The following is a 25,436-nucleotide window of genomic DNA, read 5'->3' on the forward strand; positions in this document are numbered from 1 at the left end:
GGCTCCTGGATTGGGGAACAATCAGGCGTTGTGAAGCAGGGAGCGTAGCCTCGCCAGCGCCAGGGGGAGGTCATCTCCCAGCAGCTCCACATGGGTATCGACGAGGTCGTTGCCGCGTATGCGCGCTACCGGCCCGCAGAGGCCCAGGGGAACATCGAGCTGCTCGGCGAGGCGTGGAAGCTGCCGGCGAATCAGGTCAGGGCGCTCGGCACGGCCGCTGACCAGCATCAGTGCCGAGGCCTTCAGGCGCTCCACCGCCAGCGGCAGTTCACCGAAAGGCACGGAGCCGTCGAGCAGTTGGATACGATAGCCGGCATCGCTGCCGGCCAGGGCTGCCAGCAGCAGCCAGAGCGGGCCTGGGTCATCGGGCAGCGCGCACATCAGTACAACCGGCCCCTTGACGACCTGATTGGCATGAAAGAGCCGGGTGCCGATCAGCGTGCGCAGGAAGGTTTCCAGGTTGACCCGTTGCAGCCTGGCGCCGAGCTGGTCGTCCCAATGCTCTTCCAGCTCGCGTATGGTGGGTTGCCAAAGTTCTTCCAGGCTGGTGGTCACCGGGTAAAGCGCCAGACTCTGGTTGAACAGGCGCTCCAGCTGCGCCATGTCCAGTGCCTCCACGGCGGCGACCAACTGGCGACGCTGGCTCGGCCAGTCCCCGGAGGCGGGCTCGGAGAGGGGGGGCGCTTCGGGCTGGTCGAGTAGTTCCTTGACCTGGCTGACCGGCACGCCGCGGCTCAACCACTGCAGGATCTGCTCGACACGCTCGATGTCTTCGCGTGCATAGAGGCGGTGACCCTTGGGGGTACGCTGAGGGCGGATCAGCCCATAACGACGCTCCCAGGCGCGCAGGGTGACCGAATTGACACCGGTTATGCGCGACACTTCGCGGATCGGATAGAGCGGCGTGTCGGCCGGGTGGGTTGCCTTGTCGGTCATGCTCACATCTGCCTCTCGCTGTTGTCAGGGCCGTTCCAGGCCGCCAAAGGATGCCTGGCATCCGGGCGCGACTCTCCATGGTGGACAATATTGTACATCAATCGCGTGATGTACAACCGTTGCTGTTGCGATCAGTGCAAGCAGCTCGCCAAACGGTTGGGCGAGCCGCTATGAAGCCAGTGGGACACGATGTCAGTCGCTAGCCGCCAGGGCATGCCCCAGGTGATGGCCGGAGAGCCAGGCATCCTCCACCCGTGGCCCACGCCAGCCGTCGCCGCAAAGCGCAAGGCCGTTGGCCGAGAGCCGATAGTCCCGATTGATAGCCTCGCCAGCGGCGAAGACGTCGGGTTGGGCGTAACGCCAACGGTGGCCGCCGATCGCCGTGATGGCGGGCAGTGCAGTCGTATCCGGCAAGGTCTTGCGAAAGGCGGTCAGCAGACTGTTTGCCACGCTGGTTTCATGCATTTCCAGGTGCGCTTCGCTCCACTCCAGCCGGGCCAGCAGGGTGAGGCTTTCACCCTGCTGCTCACGGCCGGGTTTGTGGTCGTTGCGGGCGACGAAGCGCAGCGGGCCGTCGGAAAACATCACGGCCTGCCAGTCGGGGGAAACCCCCGGCGCCGTGGCCAGCGGCTGGTCGAAGCAGGCCCATGCCGCCCAGCAGGGGCGCTGGATGACGCCCTCGCATGCCTCCGCCAGCCGGGAGTCATGCGGCGCCACCAGTCCCTGGGCCTGGGGCGAAGGCGCCGTGATCACGACATGGTCGAAGGGACCATGGTGCTGCCGGGCCTGATCCTGAAGCGTCCACCGGCCATTGTCTCTTGCCAGCGAGACGATACGACAGCTCACCTCCAGGGCCAGTCCCCGGGAAAGATGGCGCGTTACCGCGCTCATGCGTGGCTTGCCTGCGTAGCGTTCTCTGCCATCATGACGGTAGTGCCAGCTATCGTTCGTGACCCGCCAAAGTTTCCAAGGCCAGGGCGCTATCAGGCCGGCCTTCAGCCAGGTTTCGGCTTCACGGCGAAAGGCCTCGTGTCTGACGCTGAAGAACTGCGCGCCGATATCCACCGTGGCGGCAGCGAGGCTCCGGCTGGTCATGCGACCGCCGGGGCCGCGGGATTTCTCGAACAGGGTGACCCGCCAGCCGGCTTCGTCGAGGACGCGCGCACAGGCCAGGCCGGCGATACCTGCGCCGATGATGGCGGCTGTGGGGCGTGTCGGTGATGACATGAAGACCTCACGCAGGGGGCGGTATTTACGTTAGACTAGCAGAAGCGTACAACGACTGTATAACTTTATGTGCGCGGTCATGAATCCAGGGGAGGAGAGAGCTATGCGTGTGCTGATGACGGGTGGCAGTGGCTTTGTGGGGCAGCGCCTCTGCCAGCGCCTCAAGGAGGCGGGGCATCGCCTGCAGGTGGTCTCGAGAGACCCCAATGATGCAAAGGGGCAGCTTCCGGCGGGCACCGATGTTCGTCGCTCCGTGCTGGACTTCGTTGACGCGCCACCGGACGCCATCGTCAACCTGGCCGGTGAGCCGATAGCGGCGCGACGCTGGAGCGACAACCAGAAGAAGCGGCTGATCGACTCCCGAGTCAATATCACCCGTGACCTGGTGATTCTCTGTGAGCAGCTCAAGCAGTCGGGGGGACAGGCACCGCGTGTGATGGTGTCGGGCTCGGCCATGGGATACTACGGCGACCAGGGCGACCGCGAGGTCACCGAAGAGACGCCGCCCCATGATGAGTTCGCCCACCGCCTCTGCAAGCGCTGGGAGGACACCGCCCGGGAGGCGGCGGACTTCGGTACCCGGGTTGCCTTGCTGCGTACCGGGCTGGTGCTGGACCTTGGAGGCGGCAGCCTGCAGAAGATGCTGCCGCCCTTCAAGCTTGGGCTGGGGGGGCGCTTCGGCGACGGCAAGCAGTTCATGCCCTGGATCCATCGCGAGGACCTGGTGCGCATCATCCTGTTCCTGCTGGAGCACGGCGAGATGGAAGGTCCCTTCAACGGCAGCGCCCCCAAGCCGGTGACCAACGCTGAATTCCCCCGGCCCTTGGCAGGTCAGCTCCATCGTCCCGCCGCGCTACCGGTACCCGCCATCGCCCTGGAGACCGCCTTCGGCGAGATGGCGCGGCTGCTGCTGACCGGTGCCGACATGCGTCCCCGGCGGCTGCTCGACGCGGGCTTCGAGTTTCGCTACCCCACCCTGGAAGAGGCGCTGGCGGAGATCCTGGGCAGGCGCTGAGCCTGCCCAGAGGCGCTCAGCGGCTATCCTGGTCCACCGTGACGATTACCCGCACGGCGTCAAGCCGTAGCCGGGCTCCATCAATGGACGTGTCCAGCGCACGGCGTTCGCGCCGCATGGCGTCGAGTTCCTCCTCGCGCACGGCTGGGTTGAGCCGGGCCAGGGCCTCCAGGCGGGCGAGGTCGCTATCCAGCTCGCTGCGCATGCGGGTCTGGGCCGCTTCGATGATGCTCGGCAGTTCCCGTTCGGCTTCCGACTCGCCCTGGGCGAGCAGCCCACGCAGCTGATCGTGACGGCTGCGGATCAAATCCCTTGCCATCGCCTTCTTGACCTTCTGCAGGTTCTTCGACAGCCCCGTGAAGGAGACCTTGTCGGTGAGTACGGCGCCGGATTCGTCGAGCAGTACCCGCACGGCGGTGGGCGGCAGGAAGCGGTTCACATGCAGCTGCCTCGGTGCTGGACAGTGAGTGCGGAAGACCAGCTCCACCATCAGTCGCCCAGCGGGAATCGCCGGATGCTTTAGCAAAGACAGGGCGGTATTGCCCATGGTGCCATCGATGATCCGTCCCATCATCTCGCGCAGCAGCGGGTGCTCCCAGGAGAGCCGCTGAACATCGTCGCGGGCCAGGGCGCGGGACCGGGAGAGGGTTGCCGTAAAACCCTCTTCGCCCTTGGCCAGGCCCGGGAGGCCATCAAGCATGTGCTGGCCTGGCTGCAAGTGCAGCAGGCCGTTGCCAAGCTCTTGGCTGTCGACGCCAAAGACATCCATGGCCTGATCCAGGTAACGGGGCAGTGCGGCATCGTCGTCCAGCTCGCGGATGGCACTGGCCACCGCCTCGGCGCGTGCCGGACGGCAGGCATTGAGTTCCAGCAGCCGGTTGCGTCCGGCATCACGCTCGGCCAGGCGGCTGAGGAAGAGCATGCGGGTTTCGGCAATGACCTCTTCCAGCGCCTCATCGTCGAGCAGGGCCTCGGAGAGAGCGTCGCCGAAGGCATCGAAGAGTTCGTTGCCCACACCGTGGGGTGCCAGGAAGGCATCCATGCCGTCCCGGTACCAGCGCAGCAGTCGCTCGGCGGGACTGCCCTCGAACAGCGGCACATGGATCTCGATGGCGTGGCGCTGGCCAATGCGATCCAGGCGGCCGATGCGCTGCTCGAGCAGGTCGGGATGCTGGGGGAGGTCGAACATCACCAGGTGGCGACAGAACTGAAAGTTGCGCCCCTCCGAGCCGATCTCCGAGCAGACCAGCAGCTGGCTGCCCTCCTCCTCGTCGGCAAAGTCAGCGGCGGCACGGTCCCGCTCCACCAGGCTCAGGCCTTCATGGAAGACCGGGGCATGGATGCCACCCAGCACCCGCAGTGCCTCGGCAAGCTCCTCGGCCGTTTCGCGGCCGTGGGCGATCACCAGCACCTTGTCGCCAGCGAAGCCGTGCTCGCCGTCATCGCTCAGCCGCTCCATCAGCCACGTTACCCGGTTGTCGAATTGCCACCAGGGCTCGGCGTTGAGCGGATCCTCGGTCAGGGCGCGATACATGGCGTCCGGGTAGATCAACACATCTGGATGATCGAGTCCGGTCTCGATCAGCAGCTCGTCGAGGTAGTCCTCGTCGCGCTCGAGCTTGCGGAAGGCGCGCCGGTAGGGGGAAGGCGGGGCCAGGGTCGCCAGGTGCAGGCGGCGCTCGGGGAAGCCGCCGACGTGACGGCGGCTGTTGCGGAACATCACCCGGCCGGTGCCGTGGCGGTCCAGCAGCTGGTCGCGCAGCTGATTGCGAGCGCTCTCCTGCTGGTGTGCGTCGCTCTCGGGGTTGGTCAGGGTGGCCAGCAGGGCCAGGCTGTCGGGCTCCTCAATCACCGCCGCAACCCGCCCGCGATTCTCCCCGTCGCTGCCGTCGCCTGCAGGCAGGCGCTCCAGGGCATCGATGGCCCGGGCCACCTCCACATAGTGCTGCTCCTCGTCGCGGAAGCGCTCGAGACTGTGGTAGCGGTCCGGGTCGAGCAGGCGCAGGCGGGCGAAGTGGCTCTCCAGCCCCATTTGCTCCGGTGTCGCGGTCAGCAGCAACACGCCGGGTACCGTCGAGGCGAGGCGATCCACGCAGGCGTAGCCAGGGCCGACCCTCTCGGCGCTCCAGTCCAGGTGATGGGCTTCGTCGACGATCAGCAGGTCCCAGCTGCAGGCCTCGGCCTGGGCCTGGCGATGCGGGTTGGCGAACAGCCAATCCTGGCTGGCGAGCACCAGCTGGCCGGACTCGAAGGGGTTGGACTCGGCCTGGGCCAGGCTCTGCTGCTCGTCGAGCAGGGTCACGTCCAGGGCGAAGCGGCGCAGCAGTTCCACCAGCCACTGGTGGGTCAGGCTCGGCGGCACCAGGATCAGTGCCCGTTCGGCGCGGCCGGTCAGCAGCAGCCGGTGCAGGATCAGGCCCGCCTCGATGGTCTTGCCCAGGCCCACCTCATCGGCGAGCAGCACCCGAGGGGCATGCCGGCGGGAGACCTCGTCGGCAATATAGAGCTGGTGCGGGATCAGGTCGATACGGGGGCCGGACATGCCCAGTGCGGGATTCTGCTCGATACGGTTGAAGTGGTGGAGCGTGCGAAAGCGCAGGTCGAACCAGTCGTTGCGGTCCACCTGGCCGGTCAGCAGGCGATCGCGAGCCTGATCGAACTGCATGGTATCGGCAAGCTTGGCTTCGGGCAGTTCTCGCAGCTGGCCCTGGGCATCCTCACCGATATAGACGATCAGCCCGTCGACCTCCTTGCTGTCCTCGACCAGCAGCTGCCAGCCGTCGGAAGATTGGATGCGATCGCCGCTGTCGAAGGCAACTCGCGTCAGGGGTGCCTGTCGACTGCTATAGGTGCGGGTTTCCTGGCTGGCGCCGAACAGCACGGTGACGCTGCGCTGGTCGCAACTGAGAATGGTGCCCAGACCCAGCTCGGCCTCGCCGTCACTGATCCAGCGTTGGCCGGGTGAAAAATCGCTCATGATGCCTCGGAAATGCTGAAAACGGTGCGCGCCGCCAGTGTAGTCGGCAGCAACAGGGCGGGCGATTCTAACGCAAAGCCCGCCGTGGCTTAAGAGTGGTGATGTGCGACAGGAAGTGGTAGGGGGCGAGACCCCTCAGTGCCGGCTCAGCCAGTTGTCGAGCTGGGCGCGGGAGAGCTCGCCTACATGACGCTCCACGGCGCGACCCTCGGGGTTGAACAGCACTGTGGTTGGCAGGCCGGGTGACTCCATGGTTCTCATCATTACCTGGCCGGGGTCGAGCAGCGGGTAGCGAAAGGCCAGCGCCTGCTCGTCGAGATAGCGTACCACCTGCAGCAATTCCTCACCCTGATTGATCACCACCACCGTGACACCCTCCCGGGTGTCGGCCTCGGCCAGTAGCGGCATCTCGCGCAGGCAGGGCGGGCACCAGGTGGCCCACAGGTTGACCACGACCCGCTCACCGCGCAGTGACTGCAGATTGACCGGCTCGCCGTCGAGGTTCTCCAGGGTGACATGGGGCAGTTCGCGTATCCCCATGTCGCCGCCCAGCGGTGCCAGGGTGACCAGCACCAGCCACAGGGCCGAGGTGCCGATAGCAAGAGCCATGGCGCCGATCATCGACAACAGGTGTTCGCGCAGCGACCAGGCGGTCCAGATCAACGCCGCCAGCAGCCCCCAGATACCGTGGAAGCCGGGTTGCCAGAGCTTCAGCACGTCCAGCGGGGCGGCGGCGTAGGCGTCCAGGTTCATTGCCACGTACCCCAGTCGAGCGCCCACCAGCCAGGCCAGTATCAGGCCGTTGAACCAGCGAACCCGGGTGCCGGTTGTTAGCCCCAGCAGCAGCCAGGCGGCCAGCAGCAACAGCAAGGCGCAGCCGATGGCATAGAGTCGGGGTACGGAAATCAGCACGGGGCCCAGGGCAAAGGCATCCATTGGGTTCAGCTCCGAGAACGGGGTCGGCGTTGGCGGCAGGACCGGGTAGAATCGCACACTTGTTTACATCACAGCGCAGGCTGTGCAAAGCCTACTGCGCGAGCAATGGTCTGTCACCTGGCGGGAGCCAACATGGCAAAGTCCTCTTTCGATACCCTTCGAGTCCTGGCCATCGCCAGTCAGGCGCTGGGATTCATTCTGATCATCACGCTGGAAACCGTAATGGGCGATGCGGCCCGGCCCTGGCAGGGCGCGACGCTTGCGGTCATGGTGCTCTGCGCCCTGTGTCTGGCCCTGGCGCGGCTCTACCGTCGCAACAAGGCACGCAAGGCCATGGACCGTCGCCTGGCGGATGACGATGACGATACCTGAAGGCCGAGCCGGCGCCTGGGCTCGAAGGCTGCCTGTCTGTCTGGTGTTTGCCCTGGTGTGGCTGCTGGCAGGTTGTGCCGGAAGTTCCGTCCCCCGTGAGCACGGCGCGGCGATGACGCCGGATGACATCGAAACGACCTGGCTGGGCCAGTGGGCCGCCCAGAGCGCCGCCCCGCATGATGGCCAGAGCGGCTTCGCCCTGGTATCCAGCGGACAGGACGCCTTCAGCCTGCGCGTCCTGCTCAGCGAGCAGGCCGATCAGCGGCTGGATATCCAGACCTACCTGATGGGGGATGGCCTGACCACCCGCGTGCTGCTCGCCCGACTGCTGGATGCCGCCGAGCGGGGGGTGAAAGTACGGCTGCTCCTCGACGATATCGGCGCGGTGGGGCAGGGGCGGCGCCTGGCCGCACTGGATAGCCACCCCAACGTCCAGGTGCGCGTCTATAACCCGCTCGCCCTGGGGCGGGGCTACCTGACGACCCGGGTGCTGGCCTCGATCCCCCGGGCAGGACGCCAGCATCGGCGCATGCACAACAAGCTGTGGCTCGCCGATGGTGCGGTGGCCCTGGTCGGCGGGCGCAACTTGGGCGACGAGTACTACAGCGCCAGTGAGCCGCGCAACTTCTCCGACCTGGACATGATGGTCATCGGCCCGGTGGTCGAGCCCCTCGCAAGAAGCTATTCCCTCTACTGGAACCACGGCCTGGCGCAGCCTATTGGCCGCTATCATCGCGCCGAGGAGGGGGCCTGGCGCGAGCTTCAGGCTTCCCTGGGAGAGTGGGTCGGCGACAATGGCGACGATGCCTACTTTACCGGGCTGCGGGAACGCTACGCTGATACGAGGCAGGGTCCGTTGGTTGGGAGGTTGCACTGGGGCGACGGGGTGGCGCTGTGGGATCCACCGGGCAAGCCCGCCTGGCCCGGCCGTCCCGCCTTTCAGCGCACCATGGCCGGGGAACTGCTCGCCGAAGTGGGTGAGCCGAGCGAACGACTGGTGGTGATCTCCGCCTACTTCGTGCCCGGCAGGGCCGGCACGCAATACCTGCGCTCGCTGGCCGATGCCGGGGTCGAGGTGGCGGTGTTCACCAACTCTCTGGAGGCCACCGATGTGCCCGTCGTTCACGGCGCCTATCAGGCTCGCCGTGACAGCCTGCTGCAGAGCGGTATCCGGCTCCATGAGCTGCGCGCCGAGCGGGAGCCCGGCAGCGAGGGGGAGATCAGCGTCGGGGGCTCGGCCTCCGCTCTGCACATCAAGGCCCTTGGTATCGACAACGACCGGGTGTTCGTGGGCTCGGCCAACGCCGACCCGCGCTCGGTGTGGTGGAATACCGAAGTGGGCGTACTGGCCTACAGCGAGAGTCTGGCCGCCGAGCTTCAGGCGCTGGCCGACCTGGGCAAGAGTCCGGTGCTCAGCTATCGGGTTGACCGGGGGGATGACGGGCAGCGCTATTGGCAGACTGAAATCGGCGGTGAGTCGGTATGGTTGATCAGCGAGCCAGGTGGCTTCTGGCGCCACCTGGGTGCTCTCATCAGCCGGCTGCTGCCTGTGGATGCCTGGCTTTAGGCCCTGACGGAAAATCGAGTGCTGACCGCATGGCAGCGGCCGGAGTGCTGAGATGCTGACAAGGAGGAGGGGGTGACTGAACCGCGCAATGAGGAAATCGTCAGCGAGGCCCGACCTGAGATGCTGAAGCGGCTATGGTTGGCACTGTCACTGCTTTCGGGGCCGCTGTTGGCCCTGGGGCTGGTCTGGATGGCACCGCCGGCAGGCATGTCGCCGGCGGCATGGCAGGTCATGGCACTTACCCTCTGGATGGCCCTCTGGTGGGTGACCGAGCCGGTACCCATCGCCGTGACGGCGCTGCTGCCAGTGGCGGTACTGCCATTGATGGGGACATCACCCATTGCCGAGGTTGCCGCTCCTTATGCCAACCCCTTGATTTTCCTGTTTCTTGGTGGCTTCCTGCTGGCCGAGGGGATCCAGCGCTGGGGCCTGCACCGTCGCATTGCCCTGGTGGTATTGAAAGTTTCCGGGCACCGCCCTCACCAGCTGGTGGCGGGCTTCATGATGGCTACGGCCGGCTTGAGCATGTGGGTGAGCAACACCGCCACGGCAGCACTGATGGTGCCGATCGGCCTGTCGGTGTTGGGGCTGCTGGAGCGTCAGGGTGGCGTCGGCGCCAGTCGCAACATGGCGCTGACCCTTCTGCTGGGTATCGCCCTGGCCGCCAATATCGGCGGTATGGGCACTCTGATTGGCACCCCGCCCAATGCGCTGTTGGCCGGCTTCATGGCCGACAACTACGGGATCGAGATCGGCTTCGCCCAGTGGATGCTGCTGGCGGTACCGCCTGCGATGCTGCTGCTGGCACTGGCCTGGTGGATATTGACCCGTCTGGTGTACCCGTTGCCGCGCGACGTCGTGCCGGGTGTCGAGCAGATGCTGCAGGAACAGGCTGAGGACCTGGGTCGCATGACCCGGCCTGAGCGGCGTGTCGCCGTCATTTTTGCCCTGGTGGCACTGGCCTGGGTATCGCGACCGCTGCTGCAGAATCTGCTGCCTGGGCTGGAACTCACCGATGCGGGGATAGCCGTGATCGGTGCAATCCTGCTCTTCGTGACACCCGCCCGCTGGAAGGTACGCCAGTTCCTGCTCGACTGGGACAGTGCCCGTCACCTGCCCTGGGGCGTGCTGATTCTGGTGGGTGGCGGGCTCAGCCTCGGTACCGCCATAGAAACCAGCGGACTGGCCGCGACAGTGGCCGAGGGCCTTGCCGCGTTCGGCGGCTGGCCGCAGTGGACCCTGGTGGGCATGGTCGTGGTGGTGGTCATGCTGATGAGCCATGTCACCAGCAATACCGCCACTGCCGCCGCCATCCTGCCGTTGACCGCGGCGCTGACCGTCAGCCTTGGGGCGAGCCCGCTGCTGCTCGCGGTGCCGGTGGCCATGGCGGCAAGCTGCGCCTTCATGCTTCCCGTGGCAACACCACCCAATGCCGTGGTCTTCGGCAGCGGCAGGTTGAGTGTGATGGAGATGGTGCGTGCCGGGGCCTTGGTCAGTCTGGCAGCCGTGCTCATCATCACCATGGTGCTCTTTGCCCTGGCCATGCCGGTGCTGGGCTTCGGCTGGGCTAGCGCCGGGTAATTCCCCATCTGGGCGGGATCAGGCTTGCGCCATGTCGCGAGCTGAGGAGGTTCAGGCAGGCGGGTTGGCGATGCCCACCCGGTTTCGGCCCGACCGCTTGGCCCGATAAAGCGCGCTGTCGGCACGAGCCAGTATCGCTTCTGGGCTGTCGCCCTTATGGTATTCGGCAATACCCAGGCTGATGGTCACGGCCAGGCCGTGAAGACGGGTTTCTTCCACTTGCTGGCGCAGTCTCTCGGCGAAGACTGTTCCTCCCTGGACGGGGGTGTCCTGCAGCAGAATGGCGAATTCCTCACCACCCCAGCGAGCAAGCTGGTCGGTACTGCGCAAGGTCTGACTGACCAGCGCGGCCAGGCGCTTGAGGATGATGTCGCCTGTTTCGTGGCCATGCTGGTCGTTGACCGCCTTGAAGTGGTCGATATCGAACAACAGCAACGAGAAGGTGTTGTCGCTGCGCTCGGCCTGGCGAATCGCCTTGCGCATGGTGGCATCGAAGGCGCGGCGGTTATGGGCACCGGTCAGGTGGTCGCGGGTGGCCTGGTGCTCGAGCTCGCTTTCCATCCGCTTGCGCTCGGCGATATTGTGGAATACGGCAATGAAGTGTCGGACCTTGCCGTTTTCGTCATGCACGGCGGTGATCGACTGCCATAGCGGATAGATCTCGCCATGCTTGTTGCGATTCCAGATCTCGCCCTGCCAGTGGCCGGTTTCCAGTACCGACTCCCAGAGCCTGGCGTAGAACGCCTTGTCGTGGCGCCCGGACTTGAACAGCTTCGGTGTCAGGCCGACCACCTCTTCCGCCGCATACCCCGTGATGTCGGTAAAGGCCTGATTGACCCTTTCGATTCGCATATTGGCATCGGTGATCAGCGTGGCCTGTCCGGTCTGGAACACACTGGCGAGCAGCTTGAGCTCTTCCTCCTGGCGCTTGCGCTTGGTGATGTCCTCCTTCACCGCCACGAAGTTGACGATCTCGCCGCTGTCGTTTCGTATCGGCGTGAGCGTCTCGGCCTCCCAGTAGAGTTCGCCGTTCTTCTTGCGATTGAGCAGTTCCCCCTGCCAGACATGACCGCTGCGCAGAGTCTGCCACATGTCGCGATAGACGCTCTCCGGTGTCATGCCCGACTGGATCATGGCGGGGGTCTTGCCCACCAGCTCCTCGCGGGTATAGCCGGTAACATCGATAAAGCGCTGGTTGACGTACTCGAATCGACCTTCAGTATCGGTGATGGCTGTCGCGGCAGGGCTCTGCTCCACGGCTATATAGAGCTGGTAGAACTTGGCTCGCAGTGTGGCCAGGTCGGCGTTGACCCAGTCAGAGCCGAGACTTGCCGAATCAGTGGGTGTGCCGGCAAGCGGTGTGGCGTGGCCGTCTGTCTTCACAGGGCCCCTCCGTACTGTTGGACTTGTTCTAGCGCAAGTCTCTTATCGATATTGTTTGAATAACCAGTCTATCATGGAGAAATGTCGACTCCAGAAAGGCAGAGCTTAGCGCCTTTTTGACATGCGTTCATCCGCATAAGGTCGTGGGTTAGATGGAAGGGGGGTGTAGCAGCAACGAAAAACCGCCACCCGGAGTGATCCGCAGGTGGCGGTTTTTACAGAATGCTATGGTCGGAGTAGCAGGATTCGAACCTACGACCTCTGCCTCCCGAAGGCAGCGCTCTACCAAGCTGAGCTATACTCCGATTTTTGCCAGTTTTCACTGTGCCGTCAGGCGTCTGGGCGGCTGACGAGATCGGCATTATACGCCATTGTATTGGGCTTGCAAGCCCTCCAGCGGCTGCCTCAGGCTTCCCGTTCCACCGCCAGGCGAGCCAGTTCGGCCATGCTGTCCCGATAGCGGCTGGCGGGCAGCAGATCCAGTTGCTCCAGGGCCTTGGCGGCCATCTCCTCGGCGCGGGCACGGGTGTAGTCCAGCGCGCCGGTATCGCGCACGATGGTCAGCACATCTTCCAGATGGTCGAGGCCGCCCTGGCGGATGGCCTGGCGAATCAATCTGCTCTGCTCGGGGGTGCCGGCGGACATGGCCTGTATCAGAGGCAAGGTCGGCTTGCCTTCGGCCAGGTCGTCGCCCACGTTCTTGCCCATGGCCCTGGCATCACCCTGGTAATCCAGCAGATCATCGATGAGCTGGAAGGCAAGCCCCAGGTAGCGGCCGTAGTATTGCAATGCCGCCTCCTGCTGCGGGGTTGCCTCGGCAAGGATCGCGCCACTGTGCGATGCGGCCTCGAACAGCATGGCGGTCTTGCCGAGGATCGTCTCGAAGTAGGTGGCCTCGTCGATGTCCGGATTGCCCACGTTGGTGAGCTGTTGTTCCTCGCCCTCGGCGATGACGCAGGTCGCCCCCGAGAGCACGCCCATGATCCGCAGCGAGCCGATCTCAACCATCATCTGGAAGGAGCGGGAGTAGAGGTAGTCCCCCACCAGCACCGAAGGGGCATTGCCCCAGGCGTCGTTGGCGGTGGCCCGGCCGCGGCGCAAGTGGGAGTCGTCCACCACATCGTCATGCAGCAGCGTCGAGGTATGCATGAATTCGATCAGCGTGGCCAGGAAGATGTGCTTGTCGCCCTCGTACCCCAGCGATCGTGCGGCCAGCAGTACCAGCAGCGGGCGCAGTCGCTTGCCGCCGCTGGCAATGATGTATTGCCCGATGGTTTCCACCAGCGGAACCCGCGAGGCCAGCTGTGACATGATGGTGCGGTTTACCGCGGCAAAATCATCGGCAACCGCGGCGTGCAGCGGCGAGTCCGGGGTGGTGCTGTCAGATGAATTCGAGGAGACGTTGGCTGGCATGGATTCGTTGTCATTCAGGCGGTGGGGCCGGCAAGCCGGTGGCTTTGTCCGTGGCCTTGGGTTGCGGGTCATGCTATGGGCCGCCCCAATGGGCGTCAAGCGGCGTCATACCTGTTAATGACGCCGTACCCTAGCTAGTCAAGATGTGGCTTGAACGGCCAGGTGGGTGTCGTTATAATACGCGGCCCACTCATCACGCTCCCTGTCAGATGGCTGCCAAAAGGGGCGCCACTCGAAGCAGGCCGACGAAGAGCCAACCCCGATGAGTTCTGGAGAGACACGCACATGTACGCAGTAATCAAGAGCGGTGGCAAGCAGTACCGCGTTCAGGAAGGCCAGACTCTCAAGCTCGAGAAGCTGGAAGTGCCGACCGGCGAAACCATCGAGTTCGATCAGGTCCTCCTGGTAGCCGATGGTGATGACGTCACCATTGGTGCACCGCTGGTTGACGGTGCCAAGGTGGCTGCCGAGATCGTTTCCCACGGCCGTGGCGAAAAGATCCGCATCATCAAGTTCCGTCGCCGGAAGCACAGCATGAAGCGTCAGGGCCACCGTCAGTGGTTCACTGAAGTCAAGATCACCGGGATCTCCGCGTAAGCGGCAACCCCCTGAACGAGCGAGGACTTTGCAATGGCTCATAAGAAGGCAGCCGGCTCTACCCGTAACGGCCGCGATTCAGAATCCAAACGCCTTGGCGTCAAGCTGTTCGGTGGCCAGGTCGTGACCGCCGGCAACATCATCGTCCGTCAGCGTGGCACCAAGTTCCACGCCGGCACCGGTGTCGGCCTCGGCCGCGACCACACGCTGTTCGCCCTGAGCGACGGTGTGGTCAAGTTCGAGACCAAGGGTCCGAAAAACCGCAAGTTCGTCAGCGTCGTCTCTGCCTGAGAGCGCACGAACCGGTAGTAGGAGGGCCCCGCCAAGGCGGGGCCTTCTTGTATCATGACGGTGGATACCGTCGGGAGAGTAGCAATGCAGTTCGTCGACGAAGCCTCGATCATCGTGGAGGCAGGCAGGGGTGGTAGTGGCTGCCTCAGCTTCCGCCGCGAGAAATACGTGCCCAAGGGTGGCCCCGATGGCGGCGACGGCGGGCATGGCGGTAGCGTCTACCTGGTGGGTGACGACTCCCTCAATACCCTCATCGACTTCAAGTTCCAGCGTTTCTATCAGGCCGAGAACGGCCGGCCCGGCCAGGGGCGGCAGATGAGCGGACGCGCCGGTGACGACCTGGTGGTCAAGGTGCCGGTCGGCACCACCGTGATCGACGAGGACACGCTCGAAGTGATCGTCGATATCACCGAGATCGGCCAGCAGGTGCTGGTGGCCCAGGGCGGGCGTCGCGGGCTCGGCAATATTCACTTCAAGTCCTCCACCAATCGGGCCCCGCGCAAGACCACGACGGGCACCGAGGGCGAGCGGCGCAACCTGCGCCTGGAAATGAAGGTGATGGCCGACGTGGGTCTGCTGGGCATGCCCAATGCCGGCAAGTCGACGCTGATCCGTTCCGTCTCCGCGGCCAAGCCCAAGGTGGCCGACTACCCCTTCACCACCCTGGTGCCCAATCTTGGTGTGGTAAAGCTCGGCATGCACGAGCACTTCGTCATGGCCGACGTGCCGGGGCTGATCGAAGGGGCATCCGACGGTGCCGGACTGGGGCTGCGTTTCCTCAAGCACCTGACGCGCACCCGGCTGCTCTTTCATGTGGTCGACATGGCGCCCTTCGACGAGTCCGATCCGGTGGAGGCCGCCGAGGCGATCATCCACGAGCTGGGCCAGTTCTCGCCGGCCCTCGCCGAGCTGCCGCGCTGGCTGGTGGTCAACAAGCTCGACCTGGTGCCCGAGGAGGAGCGCGAGGCGCGGGTGGCCGCCATCGTCGAGGGTCTTGCCTGGGAGGGCCCGGTGTATCGTATCTCCGCCATCAGCGGCGAGGGCACCGATGCCCTGGTGCAGGTGGCGCATCGCTGGTTGACCGAGCGGCGCCGTCTCGAGCACGAGGACGAGGAGGCCGCTGAGCGCGAGCGTCAGATGCGCGAGCGCATGGAGGCCGAGTCCGTGGCACGTACCGAGGCGCGTCTGGGTCGGCGTCGCAAGCGCAAGGACGACGATGATGACGACTTCGATGATGATGATTATGACGTCGAGGTCGAATACGCTCCTTGAGGTAACAACTGGCTGCGCTCGCGCAGTGTCTCTGGGTTTGAGGTTCAGCCTTGTTGGAGAGTCGAAAGGTGAGCAACGAGCGGGTACCGGGACGCGATGCGCTGCGTGGCGCTCGTCGGGTGGTGGTGAAGATCGGCAGCGCACTGCTGACCAATGACGGTCGCGGTCTCGATGAGCCCGCCATCGGTGGCTGGGTGGACCAGATCGCCGCGCTGCACAAGCGTGGCGTCGAAGTGGTGCTGGTCTCTTCCGGCGCTGTGGCAGCCGGCATGGTGCGGCTGGGCTGGCAGGTGCGTCCTTCGGCGGTGCACGAGCTGCAGGCCGCCGCCGCCGTGGGCCAGAATGGCCTCACCCAGTGTTATGAGCACCACTTCGCCCGTCACGGCCTGCTCACCGCCCAGGTGCTTTTGACCCACGACGATCTCTCCAACCGCAAGCGCTACCTCAACGCCCGCTCGGCATTGCGCACCCTGGTCGATCTACGGGTGGTGCCGGTGGTGAACGAGAACGATACCGTGGTCACCGACGAGATCCGCTTCGGGGACAACGACACCCTGGGTGCCTTGGTGGCCAACCTGCTGGAAGCCGATGCCCTGGTGATCCTCACCGACCAGGAGGGGTTGTTCGACGCCGACCCGCGCCACAACCCAGGTGCCCGGCTGATCCACGAAGGGCGTGCCGGCGATCCGTCGCTGGCCGCCATGGCGGGCACCGGGGGTGCGCTGGGGCGCGGGGGCATGACCACCAAGGTGCAGGCGGCGCGGCTGGCGGCACGCTCCGGCGCGGTCACGGCGATTGCCAGTGGGCGCCAGCCCGAGGTGCTGACGCGGCTGGTGGAGGGAGAGCGGCTCGGCACGCTGCTATGTCCGGAAGAGGCGCCCATGGCGGCCCGCAAACGCTGGCTGGCCGGCCAGCTGCAAGTGCGGGGCAGCCTGGTTCTGGATGCCGGTGCGGTGAAGGTGCTCCGCGGCAGCGGCTCTAGCCTGCTGCCGGTGGGGGTCAAGGCGCTGTCGGGCAACTTCGTGCGCGGCGACATGGTGCTCTGTGTGGACGAGCAGGGCGAGCGGGTCGCCAAGGGGCTGGTCAACTACGATGCCGTCGAGGCGAGCCGCCTTCTCGGCAAGCCCAGCCATCAGATCGAGGCGATCCTGGGCTACATGGAGGCGCCGGAGCTCATTCATCGCGACAACCTGGTGGTGCTCTGACAATGAGCGCTGCACGGACACTCTCAAGAAGCATCATGCAAGAAGCATCATGCGCCACCGCGCTGGCGACGTCATCCACCTGTGGCAAGGTAGTGTGTTGTTATGGTAGGATGCGCCATCCTCTCAGACACGGCCCGTCGACAACCATCGCGTTGCCGGATGGCCACACCGGCGGAAAAGTCAATTTTTCCAGTCCGGACAAAATGTTATCAATGCCGTCGGGATGCCCGGCGGCGTTACTGTATTCCAGGAGATAGTCAGTGGCGAACAGCAAGCAAGCCCGCAAGCGTGCCCGTCAGGCCGAAGGCCGTCGTGTTCTGAAGGCGAGTCAGCGTGCCATGGTGCGTACTTACCTCAAGCGCGTTATCAAGGCCATCCAGGGCGGCGATCACGCCGAGGCCATGAGCCAGTTCAAGCAGGCGCAGCCGGTCATCGACCGTATCGCCGACAAGGACGTGCTCTCAAAGAAGAAGGCCGCGCGCCTGAAGAGCCGCCTGAACAAGCGAATTAAGGCGCTGGCTGCGTAAGCCGGACGCTTTGGAGGAGTCCCGAACGCTGCGGCGCCGATGCGCTCACGTTCGAAGATATCCCACGAAAAACCGGCCAAGGCCGGTTTTTTTGTGTCTGGTTTCTAGCTGTGTCTGGTTTCTACCCCAGTGAGTCTTTGTTGAGTCAGCCTGCCGAGGAAAGGATAGCGTGACGGATCGCGAACAGCCGCCCGAGTCAAAGCCGCTACCGCCAGGGGACCCCTCCCCTGTGGCAGTGGCCGACGATGACCGGGCCGTGGCGCCGAAGGCCGGGGGACTGATGCGCTCCGGCCTGGTGGTCAGCGTCATGACCATGCTGTCGCGGGTCATGGGGCTGGTGCGCGACGTGGTGGTGGCGACGCTGTTCGGTGCCGGCAGCGGTGCCGATGCCTTCTTCGTAGCCTTCAAGATCCCCAACTTCATGCGCCGACTGTTTGCCGAGGGTGCCTTCAACCAGGCCTTCGTGCCGGTGCTGTCGGAGTACGCCACCCGTGGCAGCAAGCGGGAGGTGCGCGAACTGCTCAATGCCGTGGCGGGCAGCCTCACCGCGGTGCTGGCACTGATCACGGCGCTGGCCATGCTGGCGTCGCCCTGGCTGGTGTGGCTCTTCGCCCCCGGTTTCGGTCGCGACCCGGCCAAGCTGGCGCTGACTGCCGACATGCTGCGGCTGACCTTTCCCTACCTGCTGCTGGTCTCGCTGACCGCCTTCGCCGGCAGCGTGCTCAATACCTGGAACCGTTTCGCGGTGCCGGCCTTCACCCCGGTGCTGCTGAATCTCTCGCTGATCGGTGCGGCACTGCTGCTGACGCCGCTGATGGAAGAGCCCGCCATGGCGCTGGCCTGGGGCGTGCTGATCGCGGGGTTCGCCCAGTTGGCTTTCCAGGTGCCGTTCCTGGTCCGCCTGGGGCTGATGCCCACGCCATGGCCCAACTTTGCCCACAGTGGGGTGAAGCGCATCCTGGTGCTGATGGCGCCGGCGCTGTTCGGGGTTTCGGTCTCACAGATCAACCTGCTGCTCGACACCGTGCTGGCTTCGCTGCTGGCGCCGGGCAGCGTCTCCTGGCTCTACTACTCCGACCGGCTGGTGGAGCTACCCCTGGGCGTGTTCGGTATTGCCATCGGTACGGTGATCCTGCCGGCACTCTCCAAGCGCCATGCGGCCCAATCAGGGGAGCATTTCGCTGCCATGCTCGACTGGGCGGTGCGGATCGTGCTGCTGCTGGGCCTGCCGGCGGCTCTGGCCCTGGCAGTGCTGGCAGAGCCGCTGCTGATCTCGCTGTTCCACTATGGCGCCATGACCGAGCATGACATCACCATGGCGGCCATGAGCCTGCGCGCCTACGCCTTCGGGCTGATCGCCTTCATGCTGATCAAGGTGCTGGCGCCGGGCTTCTTCGCCCGCCAGAACACCAAGACCCCGGTAAAGATCGGCATCATTGCCATGGCGGCCAACATGGTCTTCAACCTGATTCTCGTCTGGCCGCTGGCCCACGCCGGCCTGGCCCTGGCCACGGCGCTGTCGGCTTTCCTCAACGCCGGCCTGCTGGGCTGGCTGCTGTGGAAGGAGCGGGTGCTGGTGTTCCAGCCCGGCTGGGGACGTTTTGGATTGCAGCTGCTGGGCGGCTGTACGGTCATGGGGCTGGGCCTTGCGTGGCTCTCGCCCGACTGGCAGCAGTGGCTGGGCTGGGGCGTCTGGACCCGGGTGCAGTGGCTGGCGATGCTGGTGGTGGCCGGTGCGGCGGTCTATTTCGCCTGGCTGATGGCCTTCGGGGTGCGGCTGCGGCACTTTCGGATGAAAGGATAAGCGACGGGACGCCAGAAGCCCTGAGGGGCGCCGGGGGCAGGTCGGCGCAAGAGGTCATTTGCCATGGATGGCAAATGTAGCGTCCAGGGAAGGATTTACAGCGCCTCTGAGACGGCCTGGCCCCGGATCAGCCCCGGTCGTTCGGTGTCTGGAACATAGGCGAACGGCTGATGGGTTCGCTATAATCGACGCCTTTACACGTTTCAAACAGAACAGGACATAGCGACGACCAGATGGAAGTCATTCGAGGACTGCACAATCTGCGCGAGGAGCATCGCGGCTGCGTGGCCACCATCGGCAATTTCGATGGCGTGCATCGTGGCCATCAGGCGATTCTCGACCAGTGCCGCGAGCAGGCCTCGAAGCTGCAGCTGCCGGTCACGGTAGTGGTGTTCGAGCCCCAGCCCCGGGAGTTCTTCGCCGGCGACCAGGCGCCGCCGAGGCTGACCCGACTGCGCGAGAAGGTACGTCTGCTGGGCGAGGCCGGGGTGGAATATGTGCTCTGCCTGCCCTTCAACGATGCCCTGCGCAGCCTGACGGCGGTGGAATTCATCGACCGGGTGCTGGTCGAAGGCCTGGGTGTGCGACATCTGGTGGTGGGGGATGACTTCCGCTTCGGCTGCGATCGCAGCGGGGACTTCAACCTGCTCGCGGAAGAGGGTGAGCGCCGTGGGCAAGCTGGGTTCAGCGTCGAGCATACACGGACCTTCACCCTGGACGACGAGCGCGTCTCGAGCACCCGGGTGCGGACCCTCTTGGCCAGCGGCAACTTCTCCCAGGCGGCGCGCATGCTGGGCCGGCCCTACCGCCTGAATGGACGGGTAGTGGCCGACCAGAAGCTTGGCCGCACCATCGGCGTGCCCACCGCCAACCTGCCGCTGCTGCCACTGCCCCTGGCATTGCGTGGCGTCTATGCGGTGGTGGCCGAGCTGCCCGATGGCAGCCGCTGGCCGGGCGTAGCCAATATCGGCTGGCGCCCTACGGTGGGCAGCATTCGTCCGGTGCTGGAGGCTCACCTGTTCGACTTCGACGGTGACCTCTACGGCCAGCGGCTGGCGGTCTTCCCCTGCGCCAAGCTTCGCGGCGAGGTGAAATTCGACGACTTCGCCGATCTCAAGCGGCAGATCGGCGCCGACCAGGTGCGGGCCCGGGGCTATTTCGCCGCCCACCCCGCGGCCGATGACATCGGTTTGACAGACGACACACTTCCACTGGCATCGGCGCCCCTGGCGCGCGAGACCGTGGCTTCCGAATTCTCGGCGGGACGCCCCCCCGACCACGACGACGGCTGACCCCCAGGATATGAGCGACTACAAGCACACACTGAATCTGCCCGAAACCGACTTCCCCATGCGCGGCATGCTGCCCAAGCGTGAGCCCGGTCAGGTGTCGCAGTGGCAGGATATGAAGCTCTACCAGCGCCTGCGTGACGAGCGCCGCGGTCGCGAACAGTTCGTGCTGCACGATGGCCCTCCCTATGCCAACGGCAGCATTCATATCGGTCACGCCCTCAACAAGATCCTCAAGGACATCATCGTCAAGTCGAAGAACCTGGCCGGCTTCGACGCACCCTATGTGCCCGGCTGGGACTGCCACGGCCTGCCTATCGAACACAAGGTGGAAACCACCCACGGCAAGCACCTAGAGCCCGAGCAGGCCCGGGGGCTGTGCCGCGAGTATGCCACTGCCCAGATCGAGACCCAGCTCGTCGACTTCGTAAGGCTGGGCATCATCGGTGATTGGGACAACCCCTACCGTTCCATGGACTTTGCCAACGAGGCTGGCGAGATCCGCGCCCTGGCCGACATGGTCGAAGCCGGGTACGTGTTCAAGGGGCTCAAGCCGGTCAACTGGTGCTTCGACTGCGGCTCGGCGCTGGCCGAGGCCGAGGTGGAGTACCAGGACAAGAAGTCCGACGCCATCGATGTGGCCTTCCCCGCCGGCGACGAAGCCAAGCTGGCGGCGGCCTTCGGCCTGACACCGCTATCCAAGCCCGCCGCCATCGTGATCTGGACCACCACGCCCTGGACCGTGCCGGCCAACCAGGCGCTCAACGTTCATCCCGAGTTCACCTATGCGCTGGTCGATACCGGCAGCCGTCTGCTGGTGCTTGCCGAAGAACTGGTGGAGAGCTGTCTGGAGCGCTACGAGCTCCAGGGCGAGGTGATCGCCACCGCCAAGGGCGAGGCGCTCGACCTGATCGAATTCCGCCACCCCTTCTACGACCGTGTCTCGCCGGTCTATCTCGCCGACTACGTCGAGTCCGAAGTGGGCAGTACCGGTATCGTTCACTCGGCCCCGGCCTATGGCGTCGACGACTTCGTTACCTGCCGTGCCCATGGGATGGCGTTCGAGGAGATCAAGAGCCCGGTGCAGGGCAATGGCGTGTATGTCGACGACCTGCCGTTCTTCGGCGGCCAGATGATCTGGAAGGCCAACCCGCAGATCGTGGAAAAGCTGCGCGAGGTCGATGCGCTGCTGGCACACAAGGTGATTACCCACAGCTATATGCACTGCTGGCGGCACAAGACGCCGGTGATCTACCGCGCCACCGCGCAGTGGTTCGTGGGCATGGACATCAAGGGCAAGGATGGCCGCACCCTGCGCGAGCGTGCGCTTGAGGGCATCGAGGCGACGCACTTCACCCCGGCCTGGGGCAAGGCGCGGCTGCACAGCATGATTGCCAACCGACCCGACTGGTGCATTTCGCGCCAGCGGAACTGGGGCGTGCCGATTCCCTTCTTCCTTCACAAGGCCACCGGTGAGCTGCATCCGCGTACCCTCGAGCTGATGGAAGAGGCTGCCAAGCGCGTGGAGAAGGAGGGCATCGATGCCTGGTTCCGTCTCGACCCGACCGAGCTGCTCGGGGATGAGGCGGCGGACTACGACAAGGTTACCGATACCCTGGACGTCTGGTTCGACTCCGGGACCACGCACCGCCATGTGCTTCGTGGCTCGCATCCCCATGGCCATGAAAGCGGTCCGCGTGCCGATCTCTACCTGGAGGGATCCGACCAGCACCGCGGTTGGTTCCACTCGTCTCTGCTGACCGGTTCGGCCATTGATGGGACTCCACCGTATCGTCAACTGCTGACCCATGGTTTTACCGTGGATTCTCAGGGGCGCAAGCAGTCCAAGTCGCTAGGCAATGTGGTCGCGCCCCAGGAAGTAATGGACAAGCTCGGCGCCGACATCCTGCGCCTGTGGGTCTCCTCCACCGACTATTCCGGCGAGATGGCGGTCTCCGACGAGATCCTCAAGCGCACCGCGGACGTCTATCGGCGTATCCGCAACACCGCGCGCTTCCTGCTCTCGAACCTGAACGGCTTCGAGCCGAGCCGGGACCAGGTGGCCTTCGACGACATGCTGGCCCTGGATCAGTGGGTGGTGGATCGCGCCGCCCAGCTCCAGGCGCGCATCGAGACGGCTTATGAGGAGTATCGCTTCCTCGACGTCTACCAGCAGGTTCACACTTTCTGCTCCCGGGAACTGGGCGGTTTCTACCTGGACGTGATCAAGGACCGCCAGTACACCACCCAGGCCGACTCCCTGGCCCGACGCAGCTGTCAGACCGCCCTCTACCAGGTGGTGCAAGCGCTCTCCCGCTGGGTAGCACCGATCCTCAGCTTCACTGCCGAGGAGATCTATGCGCATATCCCCGGGCAGCGGGGCGACAGTGTGCTCCTCGAGACCTACTACGACGGACTCTCGACCCTTGCCGACGATGCGCCCCTGGGCCGCGACTTCTGGGAGCAGGTGCTCGAGGTGAAGCAGGCGGTGAACAAGTGCCTGGAGGATGCCCGTAATGCCAAGACCATCAAGGGCAGCCTCGCCGCCGACGTCACGCTCTACGTCAGTGACGAACTGCAGGCGACCCTGGCCAAGCTCGGCGACGAGCTGCGCTTCGTGATGCTGACCAGCGAGGTGCGTCTGGCGCCCCTGTCTGAGAGCAAACAGCCCGAGGGGCACGTGGCCGAAGCCACCGAGCTCGAAGGCCTCAAGGTGGCAGTGTCGGCCAGCCCGCACCAGAAGTGCGAGCGCTGCTGGCATCATCGCGAGGACGTCGGTTCGCACAGCGAGTACCCGGACCTCTGCGGCCGCTGTATCGGCAACCTGCCCCAGGGCCCAGGGGAAGTGCGCCACTATGCCTGATGTGTCTGGTGGAGAGCCCATGGAGCGGCCGCTGCGCTGGCTGTGGCTAGCGGCGGCCTGGGTCGTGCTGGACCTGGGCACAAAGGCGCTGGCCTCCAGCCTGTTGAGCTACGGCCAGCCCGTGGAGGTGCTGCCGTTCTTCAATCTGACACTGCTGCACAATACCGGCGCGGCCTTCAGCTTCCTGGCCGACAGCCCCGGCTGGCAGCGCTGGTTCTTTGCCATCGTCGCCGTGGGCGCCAGTATCGGCCTGACCTACTGGATGACGCGGCTCAAGCGCGACGAGACGCTGCTGGCGATCTCGCTGGCCCTGATCATCGGCGGGGCGCTGGGCAACCTCTACGATCGCCTGGTACATGGTTACGTCGTGGATTTCCTGTCGTTCCACGTGGCCGGCTGGTACTACCCGGCCTTCAATGTGGCCGACATCGGCATCACCCTGGGGGCCATCGGCCTGATCTGGGAATCCATTTTCGAGGGGCGCAAGCAGGCGCGCCGTCGCGGTTGACAGTCATCATGCCGCGGCACGACAGAGACAGCAGAGGGCAACCATGAGCGAATATCGCATCGACGAGGGGATGGAAGTCACCTTGCACTTCACCCTCAAGCTCGAGGACGGCACCGTGGTGGACTCCACCCGCGACAAGGAGCCCGCCACCTTCCAGATGGGCGACGGCAACCTGCCGCCGGGCTTCGAGTATCCGCTGAAGGGAATGAGCGACGGCGAGAGCGGCAGTTTCGAGATCACCCCCGAGCATGCCTTCGGCCAGCACAACCCGCAGAACGTGCAGCTGCTCAGCCGTGACGACTTCGAGGATATCGAGCCCGAGGTGGGCACGGTGATGTCGTTCGCCGACGCCGCCGGGGGCGAGCTGCCCGGCGTGATCACCAGCATCGAGGGCAAGCAGGTGGAGGTGGACTTCAATCATCCGCTGGCAGGGCGTACCCTGACCTTCGAGGTCGAGGTGTTGGATGTGAGGCCCGCTCAGACACATTGAGCTGTTTGCTCGATGCTTCTTCTGCGGAAGGGCGTCGGGGGCAGGTCGAAGCGGAGGTCTTTTGCCAGGGAAGGCAAAAGTAGCGCCCAGGGATGGGTTCACAGCGCCTCCGCGGAGGCCTGCCCTCGAGATAGCCCTGGACCGAAATATCATCATCAGATGCCCAGGCATCAAGGCAAGGCGCCATGCAACGCAAACCCATGCAAATCAAGTTGGCCAATCCCCGCGGCTTCTGTGCCGGCGTCGATCGCGCCATCGAGATCGTCAACCGGGCGCTGGATGCCTTCGGCCCGCCCATCTACGTGCGTCACGAGGTGGTGCACAACCGCTATGTGGTAGACACCCTGCGTGAGCGCGGTGCCGTCTTCGTCGAGGAGCTCCACGAGGTGCCCGATGACGTCATCGTCATCTTCTCCGCCCACGGCGTCTCCCGCGCCGTGCAGGAGGACGCCGAGCGCCGCGGCCTCAAGGTGTTCGATGCCACCTGCCCGCTGGTCACCAAGGTGCATCTGGAGGTGTTGCGTTACGCCAGGCGTGGCCAGGAGTGCATCCTGATCGGCCACGCGGGCCACCCCGAGGTAGAAGGCACCATGGGTCGCTATGACACCAGCCATGGCGGTGAGATCTACCTGATCGAGGATGAGGCGGATGTCGAGCGGCTCCAGGTCAAGGACCCGTCGCGGCTCTCCTTCGTCACCCAGACGACCCTCTCCATGGATGACACCGCCAGAGTGATCGACGCCCTGCGGGCCAAGTTTCCCGAGATCGAGGGACCGCGCAAGGATGACATCTGCTACGCCACCCAGAACCGTCAGGATGCCGTTCGCGAGCTGGCGGCCGGCAGCGACCTGCTGCTGGTAGTGGGCAGCCCCAACAGCTCCAACTCCAATCGCCTGCGCGAACTGGCCGAGCGCAGCGGCACGCCGGCCTACCTGATCGACAACGCCGACCAGATCGAGCCCGACTGGCTCAAGGGCGTCGCCACCATCGGCATCACCGCCGGGGCCAGTGCGCCGGAGGTGCTGGTCAAGGGCGTGATCGAGCGGCTGCAGGGCCTGGGCGCCGAAGCCCCGGAGGAGCTGTCCGGACGGGAAGAGACCATCACCTTCTCGATGCCCCGCGAGTTGCGGGAGCGCGTGATCACCAGCGATTCGCTATGATGGGTCCAGGGTAGGAGAAAACT

At 65.1% G+C, this 25,436-nt stretch carries 21 protein-coding genes and 1 tRNA gene; 15 read left to right on the top strand and 7 right to left on the bottom strand.

All coding sequences use genetic code 11. The annotated features are described in order from the left end of the window. Positions 1-21: 21 nt before the first annotated feature. Complete coding sequence (locus LOKO_RS00790) at positions 22-936, bottom strand: MerR family transcriptional regulator (protein WP_066443729.1); 915 nt, start codon at positions 934-936, stop codon at positions 22-24. A gap of 192 nt (positions 937-1,128) precedes the next feature. Next, positions 1,129-2,163 carry an NAD(P)/FAD-dependent oxidoreductase gene (locus LOKO_RS00795; protein ID WP_066443731.1) on the bottom strand — a complete coding sequence of 345 codons (1,035 nt, stop codon included), beginning with the start codon at positions 2,161-2,163 and terminating at the stop codon, positions 1,129-1,131. A 103-nt stretch (positions 2,164-2,266) separates the two neighbouring features. Between LOKO_RS00795 and LOKO_RS00800 the strand changes: the two genes are divergently transcribed. After that, positions 2,267-3,178, top strand: a complete 912-nt coding sequence (locus LOKO_RS00800; RefSeq protein ID WP_066443734.1) for a TIGR01777 family oxidoreductase — start codon at positions 2,267-2,269, stop codon at positions 3,176-3,178. 16 nt (positions 3,179-3,194) lie between these two features. Here the strand turns inward: LOKO_RS00800 and rapA are convergent, their stop codons facing one another. Together rapA and LOKO_RS00810 are read right to left on the bottom strand one after the other, a co-directional pair. Beyond that, the gene (gene rapA / locus LOKO_RS00805) at positions 3,195-6,155 is read right to left on the bottom strand and encodes an RNA polymerase-associated protein RapA (RefSeq protein WP_066443736.1); all 2,961 of its coding nucleotides are present in this window, start codon (positions 6,153-6,155) and stop codon (positions 3,195-3,197) included. 135 nt (positions 6,156-6,290) lie between these two features. Continuing rightward, positions 6,291-7,091: a TlpA disulfide reductase family protein gene (locus LOKO_RS00810; protein ID WP_066443739.1), complete on the bottom strand. Its 801-nt coding sequence runs from the start codon at positions 7,089-7,091 to the stop codon at positions 6,291-6,293. Between the two features lie 132 nt (positions 7,092-7,223). On the opposite strand from LOKO_RS00810, the gene LOKO_RS00815 reads away from it, so the two are divergent. The 3 genes from LOKO_RS00815 (at position 7,224) to LOKO_RS00825 (ending at position 10,611) form a co-directional block, all read left to right on the top strand. After that, positions 7,224-7,463, top strand: coding sequence for a hypothetical protein (locus LOKO_RS00815; protein WP_066443740.1), 240 nt, complete (start codon positions 7,224-7,226; stop codon positions 7,461-7,463). Next, positions 7,450-9,030 (top strand): phospholipase D family protein, encoded by a 1,581-nt coding sequence (locus tag LOKO_RS00820; RefSeq protein WP_235588908.1) that lies wholly within the window; start codon positions 7,450-7,452, stop codon positions 9,028-9,030. The genes LOKO_RS00815 and LOKO_RS00820 overlap by 14 nt, the downstream gene beginning before the upstream one ends. 72 nt (positions 9,031-9,102) lie before the next feature. Continuing rightward, complete coding sequence (locus tag LOKO_RS00825; RefSeq protein WP_316935849.1) at positions 9,103-10,611, top strand: SLC13 family permease; 1,509 nt, start codon at positions 9,103-9,105, stop codon at positions 10,609-10,611. Between the two features lie 51 nt (positions 10,612-10,662). Here LOKO_RS00825 and LOKO_RS00830 read toward each other — a convergent pair whose 3' ends face one another. The 3 genes from LOKO_RS00830 to ispB all read right to left on the bottom strand — a co-directional run bounded on the left by LOKO_RS00830 (position 10,663) and on the right by ispB (position 13,407). Then, a complete protein-coding gene (locus LOKO_RS00830; protein ID WP_066443741.1) occupies positions 10,663-11,994 on the bottom strand; it encodes a sensor domain-containing diguanylate cyclase in 1,332 nt (443 codons plus the stop codon). Positions 11,995-12,222: 228 nt separating this feature from the next. Then, positions 12,223-12,299 (bottom strand) — tRNA-Pro (locus LOKO_RS00835). A 100-nt stretch (positions 12,300-12,399) separates the two neighbouring features. Further along, positions 12,400-13,407, bottom strand: a complete 1,008-nt coding sequence (gene ispB, locus LOKO_RS00840; protein WP_066443746.1) for an octaprenyl diphosphate synthase — start codon at positions 13,405-13,407, stop codon at positions 12,400-12,402. A gap of 285 nt (positions 13,408-13,692) precedes the next feature. On the opposite strand from ispB, the gene rplU reads away from it, so the two are divergent. The 11 genes from rplU (at position 13,693) to ispH (ending at position 25,413) form a co-directional block, all read left to right on the top strand. Then, the gene (rplU, locus tag LOKO_RS00845) at positions 13,693-14,004 is read left to right on the top strand and encodes a 50S ribosomal protein L21 (RefSeq protein ID WP_066443749.1); all 312 of its coding nucleotides are present in this window, start codon (positions 13,693-13,695) and stop codon (positions 14,002-14,004) included. A gap of 33 nt (positions 14,005-14,037) precedes the next feature. Further along, complete coding sequence (rpmA, locus tag LOKO_RS00850; protein WP_066443752.1) at positions 14,038-14,295, top strand: 50S ribosomal protein L27; 258 nt, start codon at positions 14,038-14,040, stop codon at positions 14,293-14,295. An 84-nt stretch (positions 14,296-14,379) separates the two neighbouring features. Further along, on the top strand, positions 14,380-15,567 hold the full coding sequence (gene cgtA / locus LOKO_RS00855) for an Obg family GTPase CgtA (RefSeq protein WP_066443754.1): 1,188 nt from the start codon (positions 14,380-14,382) through the stop codon (positions 15,565-15,567). 68 nt (positions 15,568-15,635) lie between these two features. Further along, positions 15,636-16,772 carry a glutamate 5-kinase gene (gene proB / locus LOKO_RS00860; RefSeq protein WP_066443757.1) on the top strand — a complete coding sequence of 379 codons (1,137 nt, stop codon included), beginning with the start codon at positions 15,636-15,638 and terminating at the stop codon, positions 16,770-16,772. Between the two features lie 260 nt (positions 16,773-17,032). After that, positions 17,033-17,299, top strand: coding sequence for a 30S ribosomal protein S20 (rpsT, locus tag LOKO_RS00865; RefSeq protein ID WP_066443760.1), 267 nt, complete (start codon positions 17,033-17,035; stop codon positions 17,297-17,299). 280 nt (positions 17,300-17,579) lie between these two features. After that, the gene (murJ, locus tag LOKO_RS00870) at positions 17,580-19,103 is read left to right on the top strand and encodes a murein biosynthesis integral membrane protein MurJ (protein WP_066452144.1); all 1,524 of its coding nucleotides are present in this window, start codon (positions 17,580-17,582) and stop codon (positions 19,101-19,103) included. A gap of 233 nt (positions 19,104-19,336) precedes the next feature. Then, positions 19,337-20,395: a bifunctional riboflavin kinase/FAD synthetase gene (gene ribF, locus LOKO_RS00875; protein ID WP_066443768.1), complete on the top strand. Its 1,059-nt coding sequence runs from the start codon at positions 19,337-19,339 to the stop codon at positions 20,393-20,395. Between the two features lie 10 nt (positions 20,396-20,405). Beyond that, a complete protein-coding gene (gene ileS, locus LOKO_RS00880; RefSeq protein WP_066443771.1) occupies positions 20,406-23,255 on the top strand; it encodes an isoleucine--tRNA ligase in 2,850 nt (949 codons plus the stop codon). Then, positions 23,248-23,763: a signal peptidase II gene (gene lspA, locus LOKO_RS00885; RefSeq protein WP_066443773.1), complete on the top strand. Its 516-nt coding sequence runs from the start codon at positions 23,248-23,250 to the stop codon at positions 23,761-23,763. The genes ileS and lspA overlap by 8 nt, the downstream gene beginning before the upstream one ends. Positions 23,764-23,806: 43 nt before the next feature. Further along, positions 23,807-24,253 carry an FKBP-type peptidyl-prolyl cis-trans isomerase gene (fkpB, locus tag LOKO_RS00890; RefSeq protein ID WP_066443776.1) on the top strand — a complete coding sequence of 149 codons (447 nt, stop codon included), beginning with the start codon at positions 23,807-23,809 and terminating at the stop codon, positions 24,251-24,253. Between the two features lie 185 nt (positions 24,254-24,438). Continuing rightward, the gene (gene ispH, locus LOKO_RS00895; protein ID WP_066443778.1) at positions 24,439-25,413 is read left to right on the top strand and encodes a 4-hydroxy-3-methylbut-2-enyl diphosphate reductase; all 975 of its coding nucleotides are present in this window, start codon (positions 24,439-24,441) and stop codon (positions 25,411-25,413) included. Positions 25,414-25,436 lie beyond the last annotated feature (23 nt).

The organism is Halomonas chromatireducens, from assembly GCF_001545155.1.
In the GTDB taxonomy this organism is placed as follows: Bacteria; Pseudomonadota; Gammaproteobacteria; order Pseudomonadales; family Halomonadaceae; genus Halomonas; species Halomonas chromatireducens.